14 protein-coding genes are annotated in these 13,081 nt (G+C 39.1%); 10 read left to right on the top strand and 4 right to left on the bottom strand.

Translation table 11 applies throughout. From position 1 onward, the window contains the following. The first annotated feature begins 68 nt into the window (after window positions 1–68). From IQ274_RS00575 to IQ274_RS00595, 5 genes are all read left to right on the top strand, one after another. Window positions 69–974, top strand: coding sequence for a ferritin-like domain-containing protein (locus IQ274_RS00575; RefSeq protein ID WP_193867041.1), 906 nt, complete (start codon window positions 69–71; stop codon window positions 972–974). A 39-nt stretch (window positions 975–1,013) separates the two neighbouring features. Then, entirely contained in the window at window positions 1,014–2,192 is a 1,179-nt protein-coding gene (locus IQ274_RS00580; protein ID WP_193867042.1) for a P-aminobenzoate N-oxygenase AurF, read from the top strand. 374 nt (window positions 2,193–2,566) lie between these two features. After that, the gene (locus IQ274_RS00585; protein WP_193867043.1) at window positions 2,567–3,676 is read left to right on the top strand and encodes an AAA family ATPase; all 1,110 of its coding nucleotides are present in this window, start codon (window positions 2,567–2,569) and stop codon (window positions 3,674–3,676) included. Then, window positions 3,673–4,164 (top strand): hypothetical protein, encoded by a 492-nt coding sequence (locus IQ274_RS00590; protein ID WP_193867044.1) that lies wholly within the window; start codon window positions 3,673–3,675, stop codon window positions 4,162–4,164. The genes IQ274_RS00585 and IQ274_RS00590 overlap by 4 nt, the downstream gene beginning before the upstream one ends. Before the next feature lie 146 nt (window positions 4,165–4,310). Further along, window positions 4,311–4,595 carry a 2Fe-2S iron-sulfur cluster-binding protein gene (locus IQ274_RS00595; RefSeq protein ID WP_193867045.1) on the top strand — a complete coding sequence of 95 codons (285 nt, stop codon included), beginning with the start codon at window positions 4,311–4,313 and terminating at the stop codon, window positions 4,593–4,595. 65 nt (window positions 4,596–4,660) lie between these two features. On the opposite strand, the gene IQ274_RS00600 is transcribed toward IQ274_RS00595, so the two are convergent. After that, window positions 4,661–4,879 (bottom strand): hypothetical protein, encoded by a 219-nt coding sequence (locus IQ274_RS00600; RefSeq protein ID WP_193867046.1) that lies wholly within the window; start codon window positions 4,877–4,879, stop codon window positions 4,661–4,663. A 127-nt stretch (window positions 4,880–5,006) separates the two neighbouring features. On the opposite strand from IQ274_RS00600, the gene IQ274_RS00605 reads away from it, so the two are divergent. From IQ274_RS00605 to IQ274_RS00625, 5 genes are all read left to right on the top strand, one after another. Then, window positions 5,007–6,023, top strand: a complete 1,017-nt coding sequence (locus IQ274_RS00605) for an aromatic ring-hydroxylating oxygenase subunit alpha (RefSeq protein ID WP_193867047.1) — start codon at window positions 5,007–5,009, stop codon at window positions 6,021–6,023. Window positions 6,024–6,231: 208 nt separating this feature from the next. Then, window positions 6,232–6,984, top strand: a complete 753-nt coding sequence (locus IQ274_RS00610) for a sterol desaturase family protein (RefSeq protein WP_193867048.1) — start codon at window positions 6,232–6,234, stop codon at window positions 6,982–6,984. Beyond that, a complete protein-coding gene (locus IQ274_RS00615) occupies window positions 6,981–7,589 on the top strand; it encodes a DapH/DapD/GlmU-related protein (protein WP_193867049.1) in 609 nt (202 codons plus the stop codon). Before IQ274_RS00610 ends, IQ274_RS00615 begins: the two co-directional genes overlap by 4 nt. Then, the gene (locus IQ274_RS00620) at window positions 7,589–9,103 is read left to right on the top strand and encodes a GH3 family domain-containing protein (protein WP_193867050.1); all 1,515 of its coding nucleotides are present in this window, start codon (window positions 7,589–7,591) and stop codon (window positions 9,101–9,103) included. The genes IQ274_RS00615 and IQ274_RS00620 overlap by 1 nt, the downstream gene beginning before the upstream one ends. Before the next feature lie 368 nt (window positions 9,104–9,471). Beyond that, complete coding sequence (locus IQ274_RS00625; protein WP_193867051.1) at window positions 9,472–10,212, top strand: dienelactone hydrolase family protein; 741 nt, start codon at window positions 9,472–9,474, stop codon at window positions 10,210–10,212. Between the two features lie 26 nt (window positions 10,213–10,238). Here IQ274_RS00625 and IQ274_RS00630 read toward each other — a convergent pair whose 3' ends face one another. The 3 genes from IQ274_RS00630 to IQ274_RS00640 all read right to left on the bottom strand — a co-directional run bounded on the left by IQ274_RS00630 (window position 10,239) and on the right by IQ274_RS00640 (window position 13,027). Continuing rightward, entirely contained in the window at window positions 10,239–11,198 is a 960-nt protein-coding gene (locus IQ274_RS00630; protein WP_193867052.1) for an N-acetylglucosamine kinase, read from the bottom strand. 127 nt (window positions 11,199–11,325) lie between these two features. After that, window positions 11,326–12,591 carry an MFS transporter gene (locus IQ274_RS00635; RefSeq protein WP_193867053.1) on the bottom strand — a complete coding sequence of 422 codons (1,266 nt, stop codon included), beginning with the start codon at window positions 12,589–12,591 and terminating at the stop codon, window positions 11,326–11,328. A gap of 46 nt (window positions 12,592–12,637) precedes the next feature. After that, a complete protein-coding gene (locus IQ274_RS00640; RefSeq protein WP_193867054.1) occupies window positions 12,638–13,027 on the bottom strand; it encodes a GxxExxY protein in 390 nt (129 codons plus the stop codon). Between the last annotated feature and the right edge of the window lie 54 nt (window positions 13,028–13,081).

The raw sequence follows: 13,081 nt of genomic DNA on the forward strand, positions 1-13,081 counted from the left end.
GAATTTGTGAAAAATTAGCATATTCTTGAATAAGATATCCTGAATTGAATTTAATTTAGCAGAAAAACATGAATTTTAAATATAATATTGTTGGTTTTGATCTACCACACACAAATTCTTATGACAGTTTACGACGGATATTAACAGCAGCGTTACCCAATCAGAATTATTGTGCTAATTACCCACAATTAAATTATTGGGATGCTGAATTTTTCAAATTACATCGAGTCCAAATTTTTCAAGAATCTAATATTACGGAACAATCTGCTATTCTGGAGCTTGCCAACCGCAGCCTGTTAGAAGAATCATATTTTATTGAAAAAGCAGGCGTTGGCTACATGGCAAAAATGGTACTGTTAGCCGAAACAGTTGAAGAACGAATCCTTTATGGATTGTTTACGGCTGATGAAGCTAGTCACCTTCACCAAATTAGCCATTTTTTGCCGGAAATGGTAGTAACTAGCACAGACGATCCGTTTTTACGCTTATTATCAGAAGTGGTTGAAAGTGCAGATAAAACAGTTTTGTTGTTTGTGCTGCAAGTCGTTTTAGAAGGATGGGGTTTAAGCCATTATCGACGTTTAGCGAAGGAATGTTGCTATCCAGTTTTAGCAGAACTTTTTTCCAGTTTTTTACAATCTGAATCCCGCCATCATGCTACGGGAACCACCTTATTTAATCAAATTACTGTTTCAGCATTTAGTCAAACAACAATTCTCGATGTATTGGCACAGTTTTTGTTTATGGTACAGGTGGGGCCACAAAGCGTACTTGCAGCAATCGAACAAGTCAAAGGACATCTGACGCGATCGCAAAAAATCCAAATCTTAGAAGAACTAGATACAGAAACTCATAGCGGAACGCGATTACAAATATTGCGATCGCTCATGGGGGGAACATCAGCCCAGTCTATCCTGCAAAATTTAGAAGAACGCGGAGCCTTTGAACCACTCCCCGCCCATCAATGCGTGTAATAAATATTAATCTTATCTCTGCGTCAAAAAAAAACGGATATGGAAAAAAATATTCATCGCAAATTACAAATTAACCACACGCGCAACAAACAGCAAGATCATACTGCTTTAATGGATGAAGCAGTTAACAATTTTCGCTATGAGGATTGCCAAAACGAGTATTGGAATCCAGAGGAATTTTCCCTGCTATACGGTACACCTTTATGGGAGCAGTCCAGCCAACATCAGCGTATAATTTTAAACCAACTTTACTGGGTAGCTTACTACTCACAAATTGTTTCTGCCGAAATTGCAACCATCTTCTTCAATCAAACCAGTGCAGCCGGACTTTACGCCCAAGAAGATTTTCGCTTAATCTGCGATACCTTAGATTTGGAATCCGCCCAAGAGCGATCGCACATTAACGCCTTCCGCACAATTGCTAAACAGGTTGAACAAGCGTTGTTTGGGGAACTTATCTTTACCTACCCCATGCGCGGCCCCTTTACAGAAACGATGGTTTATGCTGACACCAATGCCCTAAAAACTTGGTGGAAAAAAATTCAGCTTCAATACTTTGGGCTGATTTCTGCGAATAATACTTTTTTGGCTTGTCAGTATTTCACAGTCCGGGGAGTGCGGACATTAAACGGCAAATTAGTACAGCACAAACTCAGCAATTATTATCAAAAACATCCTTATCCTGAAGCCGCTCCCATTCCTGCTAAAGTCTCCTATTATCACTTCATGGATGAAAGCTTTCACTTCAATAGTTCGACAATTATATCTCACGATGTTATCACTTGTCTTAAGCCACCGACTGCTTTTGAGCGACTGGTAGCTAATTTAGGATTGCTGGGATGTCAGCGCGATCATTTTCATTTTTCGGCGGCGATAAACGGGATTTTTTGGTACGATCCGGCGCTGTATGGCAAGATTTATCGGGTGTTGCGATCGCCAATTTTTGAGATGAGTGATAAAGATGCTAAAGAAATGATGCGGCGTTGCTTTACTGAGGAATCGGAAGGATTGCAGCGCAGTTTTTCAACTCATCAGGAGGCGATGAAATCTTATCAGGTGTATGTTGGAAAGCTCGATTATCTTTGGCAACGTAATCGGGATATGTCGCTGATGGCTACTAATTCAATTTCTCGATATTTGGCGACTCAGCAAAGGGCTTTTCAAGGTTTTGAACAGCATTATACTGATAATTTACAGGGATTTGCTGCACATGAATAGACTTTTAAAAATAAGGGAAATTCAGTTTGTGTAAATTAAAAGTATAACAACTTATACTGGTTTGTTTACATTTGGTAAAGAGAATAGTTGGTGTATAACGATATACAAGCGATTAGGCTCAAACCCTTTTTCCTTCTGCCTACTGCTTTATCCTAACGATAAATATTCACGCCTACCTACTTATCGCTCTTCTATCACTTCCCATTTATCGAGGATAGCATTTGTGATGAAAGTAAATGTAATCTAATATGTAGCTAATCCCTCTGTAGATCAGCAAAGCACCTGAAATTTCAGGATCTTTCTGGCAATGCTTATTCACTACTTAGACAGATCAAAAAGTTCTTTCACTTTCCACTCCTCAGAATCGTTTTCCTATGCTCCAAAGACTATATATACACAACTTCAGATGCCTAGAAAACTTTGAACTGCCCATAAAGGGGATGTCATCTGCTCTCTTGATTGGAAAAAACGGTTCAGGTAAATCAACTACTGCTGCTGCATTAGAGGTACTTCAGAAGATTGGTCGAGGCATAAATAGAGTTGGTCAACTTGTCCAGTCAAAGGATTTCGCTCGTGGAAGGTCTGATGTTCCGATCAGGTTTGAAATAGAAGTATTAATTGAAAATAAATTATACAAATATGCGCTTGCTTTAGAGTTGCCAGAAAGATTTAAAGAACTTCGAGTTTTTGAAGAGCAGCTGCTAGTTTCAGGAGATCCAATATACTCTCGAAAAGAAGCAAAAGTCACTCTTCACAACAGTTCACAAAATTATGAGGCTCAGTTTTTGGTTGATTGGCATCTTGTCGCCCTTCCAGTAATTCAGGAGCAATCAGAAACTGATCCACTCCGTATGTTCAAGACTTGGCTTGCTCACATGATTATTTTAGCTCCCATCCCAAGCTTGATGACAGGAGACTCCAACGGCGACACTTTGGAGCCAAAACGGGATGGTTCAAACTTTGGAGAGTGGTTTTCTGGGTTATTGAGTCGATATCCTGCTGCGTACACAGAGGTTGTCCAATATCTCCGTGAAGTTATGCCTGATATTAAGGATTTTCTGAATGAACTAATCGGCAAAGACTCCAAAAGCATGATTGTTCGGTTTCAAGAAAATAATGCGAATCTGAGTGTTGACTTTGAAGCCTTATCTGACGGAGAAAAATGCTTTTTTCTTTGCTCTGTTGTCTTAGCTGCCAACGAATCATACGGCCCTCTTTTCTGCTTCTGGGATGAGCCTGATAACTATCTCGCTATATCAGAGGTTGGACATTTTCTAACATCACTACGACGCTCTTTTAAGAATGTTGGTCAAATTTTGGTGACATCTCATAATCCTGAAGCAATCCGAAAATTTTCAAATGAAAATACCTTTGTACTTGATCGAAAAAGCCACTTAGAGCCAACTTTAATCAGATTGCTCAGTGATCTGTCTTTTCAAGGTGATCTTGTAGATGCCTTGATTCGTGGTGATATAGAACTATGAGCATAAATAAGCATAGACCGCACATTCTTGTGTTGCCTGAAGATGATGCTAATCGTCAGATTGCAAACGGATTTATTCTTAATTTAAACCTCAATAGCCGCGCTATTCAAGTTCTACCGGAGGCTGGTGGTTGGAAAAATGTTTTGGAGAAATTCACGAATGATTATGCCTCTATAATGCGACAATATCCAGACACAATGGTTGCTTTGCTGATTGATTTTGATGAGGATAAAGAGAGATTGAGTTATGTAAAGGGTCGGATTCCAGATGATGTAAAAAATAGAGTATTTGTTATTGGGGTGTTATCTGAACCAGAGAGGTTAAGGAGAGATATTAAGAAGAGTTTTGAAAAAATTGGAGAAGCTCTTGCAAAAGATTGCTCTGATAACACGAATGAATTATGGGGGCACGATCTTCTCATACACAATAAGACTGAGCTAGAGCGTATGATTTCATCTGTCAAACCATTTCTGTTTAATTTGAAATAATTTTGGTGAATGGTAGATGCTCAACTTTGCACTACAATCGACAAAACCCAAATATTGGTAGTGATGTAAAGGGGATCTGTTGCATTTAAGCTTGACCGTTACACAATTACTAAAAATACTCTCAGTGAATACTTTGCAATAAATATATGTCTGACTTTTGTAAGATATCTTTTCCGGGAACTGATTATCTTCCCCTGACTCTACAACCCCATAAAAATTTATCCGAACATCTCACGATTCAGAATTCACCTGTTTTGTTTGGTTGTCGGACTGGTATTTGTGGCACTTGTCTGATTGAGGTTATTGGTGATATTCCTCCTGCTCAATCTGATGAACAGGAAACGTTGGAGACGTTAGCAGCTAATATTCCGAATGTTCGGTTAGCTTGTCAAGTTGAGCTTACAGGTAATGTTCAAGTTCGTAAGGTTTAGATGGTGATTAAAAAAAACTAAAAGAGCAAGTATGGATTCGTAATAGTGACTCGCAAAAATTCGCATTATTGATATTTTTCAGTCAGATAGTTAACATAATCTACTTCAACATCTTCACTTGATATTTCTGTACCTTTTGCAATCCCTCGCAGTCGGGACAAGTTACCCTTTTTCAATTCAGAACTAGTTTCTTGCTGTAGCGACTCCAAAAGGATCTGCACTAATATCCAGCGATCGCTAATTGGTAACTCTAATATCTGCTTTTGCAATTGTTGTAATGTCATGATCATTTTCCCATCTCAGGTTATCTCATTTTGAATTGTAAATTAGCTCTTTTGGAATTTGATAGATACAGCAATGCAGTTCTACTTAAGACATTGCCATAATTTAATACGCTCTTTCCCACCCACCATGCAATTTGCAGATTTCTGGTACATTGTCGCACTCAGCGAACAGTTACAACCTAACAAGGTATTATCACGCACTGTTTTAGGAGAATGGTTAGCGATATTTCGCGGTGAAGATGGACAAGCCGTAGCTTTGCGCGATCGCTGTTTACACCGCAATAGCCGTCTATCATCAGGTAAAATCTGTAACGGTGCTTTACAATGTCCCTATCATGGTTGGGTATATGACGCGGTTGGGAACGTTATTGCTGTTCCAGCCGAAGGAGATGATTTCAAACCTTCACCACAGCGTCGAGCCAAGTGTTACGCTACCAAAGAACAGGATGGCTATGTTTATGTGCGGTTAGCCAATAGCGTTGATTTTGAACCCTTTTCTATGCCTCACTACGGACAAACAGGATGGGAGACGGTGCGGGTAATTAACCGTTTTGCTAACAATGTTACTAATTGTGCGGAGAACTTTATTGATATTCCCCATACGGCTTTTGTTCATCCTGGTGTTTTCCGTACTTCCCGCCAACAAAAGTTAGAGATGACTGTTGAACGGTGGAATGGTTCTGTTTTGGTGGAGTATCGCAATGAAGACAGTAATTTGGGATGGTACAGCCGTTTTCTAAATTTGCAGGGTGCAGAGATTAAACATAGCGATCGCTTTTATATGCCAAACATTACCTCTGTAGAGTATAAGATGGCACATAATCGCCATTTGTTCATTACCAGTCAATCTATTCCAGAAACCGATAATTCAACTCTGGTTTACACGGATGTTACTTATAACTATGGTATTTGGAATAAGTTAGCACGTCCCTTTGTGCGGTGGACTGCTCAACACATTATCCGCCAAGATGTGGAAATTTTAGGTATTCAGGGGGAAGCGATCGCTAAATACGGGACACAATTTTATAATACCTCTGCGGACACAATTCATATATTTGTTGAGTCAATTATGGTAGCTATATCTCGTGGAGAAGATCCGCGTTTATTGCCAAATCAATCAGTAAAAGTTACATTTTGGGTTTAAGAGGTTGTTTGAAAAGTATTTAGCTGTGATTTTAGGCATTTGTTGATCCCCCCTAACCCCCCTTTTTAAGGGGGGAACTGGAATCAAAGTCCCCCTTTTTAAGGGGAATTTATGGGGATATAAAATGTTTTGCTACTAAGAAAAGGACTTTTCAAACATCCTCTAAGAATAATTCGTAATTAATCCAAATCACCGTGAGCAATCAGAAGTGGGAATACAGAACTTTTCACAACTACTAATTTTTGGTTCTTTTATTGGATTAGTTGGTTGGACTATTACCAATCAGGTTGGACGAACTCAACTAAAAGTTAAAAGTCGTGAAGATTGGTTGCTAGATGGTACAGGATTAACGATTCAAGGAATTTTGATTCCCTTACTACAAGCTAGTTTAGTTTATTGGCTTTATCAATATTTATTACCCACTCAACAAGGATGTTTAAAAGTATCAGTAGTTCCGGCTTTTATTATCAGTTTTGTTGTAGTTGATTATTTATATTATTGGAATCATCGTTTATTACATACTAAATTGTTGTGGAATGTTCATCAAGTACATCATACTGTCACTCAGATGGATGTACTAGGAACTTCTCGCAACACACTTTGGACAAGCTTGTTAATTGTTTATTTATGGATACACACTTTATTTTTGTATCTGTTAGCCGATCCAATAGGTTATTTACTTGGAGTAAGTCTAACTTCTGCTTTAGATTTATGGCGGCATAGCAGTTTGATAATTCCTGAGAATAGGTGGTTTTATCAATTTTTATCTTCTTGGCTAATCTTACCACAGGATCATGCTTGGCATCATTGCCGCGAAATCCACAATTATAACTATGGGGCTAATCTGAAAATTTGGGATAAGTTACATGGAACATATTATGAAAGCAAAAAATTGCCATCTATAATCGGAATTTCTAGCTCATTAAACTTGTTTCAAAAACTTTTCTTCCCTTTCTCATGACAGTTATAAGTAAAATTCTTTCGTTTTTTCCCACCTTTATATTATTGCTAACTGGGGCAGCAATAGTCTATCTCGCCTATTCACCCAACATCTTCAGTATTCTGGCGGTGTTCTTTTCTATTTATGGGCTACCAGTGCTAGTTTACCGCTTGCATGAATGGGTTTATCCTGTGCGGGAGGGGATTAGTTATCTACAAGGTAAAGAATATAGTCCCTGGTGGGGTAGTCATCAAATCCAGGTAATTTATATTGCAATTCCGGTATTGGAAGCAGTGCTGCGACTGATTCCGGGGGTGTTTTCGTGTTGGTTGCGATTGTGGGGTGCTAAAGTGGGGCGAGATGTATACTGGACAACAAGATTGGAGATTGCCGATCGCAGTTTATTAGAAATTGGCGATCGCGTCGTTATCGGGCATGGTGTAGGTATCTATTCTCACATCATTAAACCCCGCAAGCAAAATTTAATGTTGTATGTCAAAAAAGTCAAGATTGGCAGCAATGTCTTTGTCGGTGCTGGATCTAATCTTGCTGCCGGTGTAATCATTGGTGATGGTTCTTATATACCAGCAGTCAGTAACCTTTATCCTAATCAAAAGGTGCAATAATGCGTCCGATTATTCAGATTTTTGGGCAAATCCTCGCGCCAACTGCGAGGCGATTTCATCAAGCTTTGGATAACCCAGAGTTAATGCAGACATCTTTGCAGAGAGAGATTTGCGATCGCCTCATCAATAGTGAGTATGGTAAAACTTTGGGGATTCATTCTATAGACGATTGGCAGCGTGTACCAATCGTAGATTATGATGCACTCGAACCCTGGTTGAATCAGAAACAGCAGCAAATTTCCCTCACACCAGAACCCATTTTGTTCTATGAAAAAACCTCTGGTAGTAGTGGGGCAGTAAAATGGATTCCTTATACTCAATCTTTGCGGCGATCGTTTAATCAGATGTTCTGTGTATGGGCGCACGATCTGATTATACATGGGCCGAAATTTTCCACAGGGAAGCTTTATGCTTGTATCTCGCCGCAATTAAATGTAGCTGATAGCCAAACTTTACAGAACGATCTAGATTACTTAGATGGCTGGTTACGTTTGTTTTTGCGTCCTTGGTTGGTGATGCCAAATAAACTTAATCGACTGCATGACGCGAACTTATTTAAACATCAACTGGCTTTGGCATTATTAGAAGCTGAAAAACTAGAAATTATCTCTATTTGGAGTCCAAGTTTTCTACAAGTACATTTAAAATATATTCAAGAAAATCAGGATTTATTGCGAGAAGAATTACACAATCGAATTTCACATTATCGCTTGCAACTCCTTAGCGAAAGTAATATTCCCTGGATGCAACTCTGGCCACATTTGAAGCTGATTTCTTGCTGGGATAGCGCCAATGCAGCAGATCAAGCGCAAGGATTAAGATTAAAATTTCCAGGCGTATTAATTCAAGGTAAAGGACTGCTAGCAACAGAAGCCCCAATAACGATTCCCTTGATTGTAGCTGGGGGATGTGTGCCGATTCTCGATGAAGTATTTTTCGAGTTCGAGGATGAGACTGGTTCCCTGCATGGTTTACATGAACTCAACATTGGCAAGGAATACACAATTATTTTATCCCAGAAAGGAGGATTGTATCGTTATCGGATTGGCGATCGCATCCGGGTAACTCATTACTATCGCCACACTCCCTGTTTAGAGTTTCTCGGACGACATCAGGCTATTAGCGATTTGGTAGGCGAAAAGTTGCAAGAAACCTTTGTAAAAAATGCTCTGAATATGTTAAATTTGCAAGAAACTAATTTTAAAAGTTTGATGCCCATTGCCGATCCTCCACACTATATTTTATTACTAGATTCGGCAAAAGAAACCCCAGAAATTATTGTCGAACAATTGGATCTAGCTTTATCAGAATCATATCATTACCAAAGAGCTAGAGCCATCGGTCAACTTGCAGCACCACAGGTTTTAATCTCTAGTCAAATTTCTGAAATATTAGTTTCCTATCGTATCCGCACTGGAAGTATTTGGGGAGGTATTAAGCATCCAATTTTGGCAACTTCACCCATTAGTACTGAACTTTTACAAGAGTTGAAGTTGGAAATTGACCAGAAATAGCTAACCTCTGGATTTTGATGATTTCCTTGCTGTACTTGTTTATTTAGTAATTTCCCAACAGTCATCATCTGCGATCGCCTCTGTGGTATGTTGATTGGGATAATTTATTTCTTGGAAATACCTAAGTCTTAAAAAGCACATTTCAGATGTAAGTCCCGGAGATGGGATGTTTTTTACTATCAATAAATTAATCTAATTTCGTTCTGTAGATTTTGAAAAATGTAGAAGAATACTACAAGCAGTTCAATATTAAAGACGCAAAATGGCATTGGGCTGTACTTCGTCCTGCAACACTAACGCATCTTTAAGCGGATTATTGCGATGAGGCGATCGCTAGATGCCATATTGATATACACGGAGACAAAAAAGTGCAAATTACTAAGCGCAACATTGAGTTAAGAGTCGATGGCAGTTTAATGCGTGTTTATGTTGCGGCTCCTAAAGCAGCAGGAAAATACCCTGGTATTGTGTTCTACAGTGATATTTATCAGTTAGGTGATCCAATGATTCGTCTAGCTAACTACTTAGCAGGATACGGCTATGTAGTTGCAGCCCCAGAAATTTTTCATCGAATTGAGCCAGTTGGTTTAGTAATTGAGCCAGACGATCTGGGACGGATGCGGGGAAATGACGATGCGCGTCGAATCTCGGTAGCTGATTATGATGCCGATTGCCTTGCTGTGATTGAATTCCTTAAAGGAGAGAGTGCAGTTTCTCCAAATCAAATAGGCACTCTAGGCTTTTGTATTGGTGGACATTTAGCATTCCGCGCAGCATTTCAAAGCGAAATTCGTGCTTGTGTCTGCTGTTACCCGACTGGTATTCCCAGTGGTAAACTGGGTAAAGAGGTAGCCGATACAATCCACAGGGTAAATGAAATCCAAGGTGAGATGCTAATGGTGTTCGGTACTCTTGACCCTCATATACCAGATAGCGATCGCCAAATCATAATCAAAGCAATGGAGGATGCTAACATACCTCACCAAGTTTTCTTGTATGAAGCAGAACATACATTCATGCGCGACGACGGTTATCGTTACGATTCTAGTGCTACCACCGCAGCTTGGTCTGAAATAATAACTTTTTTGGGGCGCATATTTGCAAACTGAAAACTTTTATTTTTGCTTTCTTCGCGTCAATTTTGAGTTGTCTGCAAAGCTAATAACCCAGCACCATAAGCAGGTTCGTACCTCGGAAAAATCACGTTTACATTAGGAAACTTCTTAAGAAGAGACGCTGCAAATCTTTCATGGATTTTGCATCTACCACGCCATACACTTCCCGTTGTGACTACTTCTAAAACTGAGTCGGCAGTAAAAATTGCATTAATTACTGTAGATGTAGCTTGTACTAACTCTTTTACAGCATCATCAATGATAATATTCGCTACTATATCACCTGACGCTGCTGCAAAATCTACAATTGGTGCTAAAGCCGCAATCTGTTTAACTCCCCATTCTCGCCGATATACTACTTCTATTAAATCTTCTATACTTTCCAAATCAAGATACTGTTTGAAACCCTCTATCAAACTCGTTGATATTTCCCGTCCATCATAAGATTTTAATGCTGCATTCATGCCTGTGATCGCAATTTTATAGGCGCTACCTTCATCTCCTAGAATATACCCCCAGCCGCCGACTCGCTTAGTATGTCCTTCATTATTTCGGCCAAAAACTATCGAACCAGTACCTGCTGCAACCACAATTCCTACAGGCTGACCAATTCCACCAACTAAAGCAATTAAAGCATCATTACAAATTACAATATTCTCTGCTTGCAATGCCCAAGTAATAGGGAGAAATTTGTGATATTGTAACTCTTCAACTAAACCTTTTATTAATTCAATATCTGCTGCACGACCAACACCCGCTAAACCCAGACATATCGCGTTAATATTCACGCTATTTGTAATTGTTGCTGCCTCAACAGCATTCTTAATTGCAGATTTGATAGATTCTAAAGTTGCTTCAATACCTATACTTTGATAATTAGATGGGCCTGCTTCACCGTAACCTAGCACTTGACGCAAATCATCCATCAAGACACAAACAGTCTTGCTACCACCGCCATCTACCCCCAAAACATAAGTCATATAGCAGTCCTAAATCATCTTGTAAAATCTCCATTTCTTATCTCTCTGTGTTCTCTGCGCCTCTGTGGTTCGATTAAAATTCTATTTTTTATAACTCATTTAGAATTGCTATAGATTTGTAATAAGATTACTCATCTTGACGCTTCGATTCTTCCTTTAAAGGAATAAAAAAGATAGCAATCATTCCAGGAATAGTAAACAAACAAACCAAGATAAAAAATAATGGATAGCCAAAAGATTTTTGGAGATAACCGCTAACTAATCCAGGTAGCATCATTCCTAAAGCCATAATGCCAGTGGATATGGCAAAATGAGAAGTTTTATATTCACCTTGGGAAATATACATTAGGTAAACACTAAAAGCCGTAAATCCAAAACCATAGCCAAATTGCTCTAATGAAACCAAGGGATATATTAATTTTAACGAAGGTTTAGCATAAGCCATATATACATAAAATATATCAGGTAAGTTTAATGCCAAAGCCATAGGAAATAAACACTTTTTTAATCCATGTTTTGAAATTAGCAAGCCTCCTAAAATTCCTCCACAAATTAGGGATATTACCCCAAATGTACCGTAGACTAGCCCGACATCTGACGTTGATAGCCCTAAACCACCTACTTCTGGTTTATCCAATAAAAACAAAGAGGCTATCTTGACAAGCATCGCTTCGCCAAATCTGTAGAGTAAGATAAAGGCTAAAATACTAATAATTTTATCTTGAGCAAAATATGAGCTAATGATTGACCAAAATGGTATATTTTCTCTAACTTGTATTTGCCGTTGCTTATCTGATTCCGGCAATGGTAAAAATAGACGATGGGAAATAAACAGGATTGCTAAAATTAAAGCTGAGAACCCAATAGCAATAGTCCAGCTTAAAGGAATATTATTGAGTGATACTTCAAGCTGACCTGCTAAGACTACTAATATTCCAGAACCAAAGATAACAGCCATTCTATAAAATAGTGAGCGAATGCCGACAAAGAAGGCTTGTTGTTCTGGAGATAAAGCCAGCAGATAGAAGCCATCTGTGGCAATGTCATAAGTTGCAGAAATAAATGCTCCTATTGTTAATGCTATAAGGGAGATAAAAAAGAAATTTGGCAGTTGTAAGGAGAAGGCTATCAAACCCAAGCAGCAAAACATGGCAAATTGGGTATAAAGTATCCATTTACGTTTGGTAGAGTAAATATCAACAATTGGGCCCCAAAACATTTTGATGACCCAAGGTAGATAGAGAAAGCTTGTCCAAAGGGCAATTTGGGCGTTATCAATTCCGAGTTTTTTGTAAAAGATTACGGAAACTGTGTTGATGATGATGTAAGGTATGCCGGAGGTGAAATATAGGGTGGGGATGAATGTCCAAGGGGAGGTTGTTTGGTGTTTCATGGGTTTGGAGAACGAACCGCAAAGGACGCAAAGAGCGCAAAGAAGATTAAGAAGAAAGGATAATGCGTTTGATGCCATCTTTGAGGAGAGGGACGTTAAAGTTGATGAGAAGGGCTAGAGGATAATGAGTCATTTTAAGGTAGGAGAGGACTTGGGCTTCATGAATGGGGATTAAGTTTTGGACAGCTTTCAATTCAACAATTAGAGAGCCTCCAACCAAAAAATCTAATTTGCCCTCGCCTACTGAACGACCTTTGTAGTGTACTTTTACTGGATGCTCAAACTCATAAGGTATTCCGCGAATCAGAAATTCTTCTCTCAACGCCTTGTGATAAACCTCCTCTAAAAACCCCGCTCCTAATACCTGATGTACCTCAATCGCCGCTCCAATCACCCTATAAGCTAGATTTTCTAACTGAACACTTGGTTGCCTCATCTTACCTTCCTCCTCTTCCTTTGTGTCCTTTGCGTCCTTTGCGGTTCGTTTCCA

It is taken from the genome of Nostoc sp. LEGE 12447, assembly GCF_015206985.1.
Lineage (GTDB): Bacteria > Cyanobacteriota > Cyanobacteriia > Cyanobacteriales > Nostocaceae > Nostoc.

Excerpts from the sequence above, each read along its gene's own strand:
- IQ274_RS00630 (WP_193867052.1), bottom strand. The coding sequence starts at position 11,198 with ATGACTTATGTTTTGGGGGTAGATGGCGGTGGTAGCAAGACTGTTTGT.
- IQ274_RS00595 (WP_193867045.1), top strand. The coding sequence starts at position 4,311 with ATGTCTGACTTTTGTAAGATATCTTTTCCGGGAACTGATTATCTTCCC.
- IQ274_RS00590 (WP_193867044.1), top strand. The coding sequence starts at position 3,673 with ATGAGCATAAATAAGCATAGACCGCACATTCTTGTGTTGCCTGAAGAT.
- IQ274_RS00585 (WP_193867043.1), top strand. The coding sequence starts at position 2,567 with ATGCTCCAAAGACTATATATACACAACTTCAGATGCCTAGAAAACTTT.
- IQ274_RS00635 (WP_193867053.1), bottom strand. The coding sequence starts at position 12,591 with ATGAAACACCAAACAACCTCCCCTTGGACATTCATCCCCACCCTATAT.
- IQ274_RS00600 (WP_193867046.1), bottom strand. The coding sequence starts at position 4,879 with ATGACATTACAACAATTGCAAAAGCAGATATTAGAGTTACCAATTAGC.
- IQ274_RS00575 (WP_193867041.1), top strand. The coding sequence starts at position 69 with ATGAATTTTAAATATAATATTGTTGGTTTTGATCTACCACACACAAAT.
- IQ274_RS00580 (WP_193867042.1), top strand. The coding sequence starts at position 1,014 with ATGGAAAAAAATATTCATCGCAAATTACAAATTAACCACACGCGCAAC.
- IQ274_RS00605 (WP_193867047.1), top strand. The coding sequence starts at position 5,007 with ATGCAATTTGCAGATTTCTGGTACATTGTCGCACTCAGCGAACAGTTA.
- IQ274_RS00620 (WP_193867050.1), top strand. The coding sequence starts at position 7,589 with ATGCGTCCGATTATTCAGATTTTTGGGCAAATCCTCGCGCCAACTGCG.
- IQ274_RS00640 (WP_193867054.1), bottom strand. The coding sequence starts at position 13,027 with ATGAGGCAACCAAGTGTTCAGTTAGAAAATCTAGCTTATAGGGTGATT.
- IQ274_RS00615 (WP_193867049.1), top strand. The coding sequence starts at position 6,981 with ATGACAGTTATAAGTAAAATTCTTTCGTTTTTTCCCACCTTTATATTA.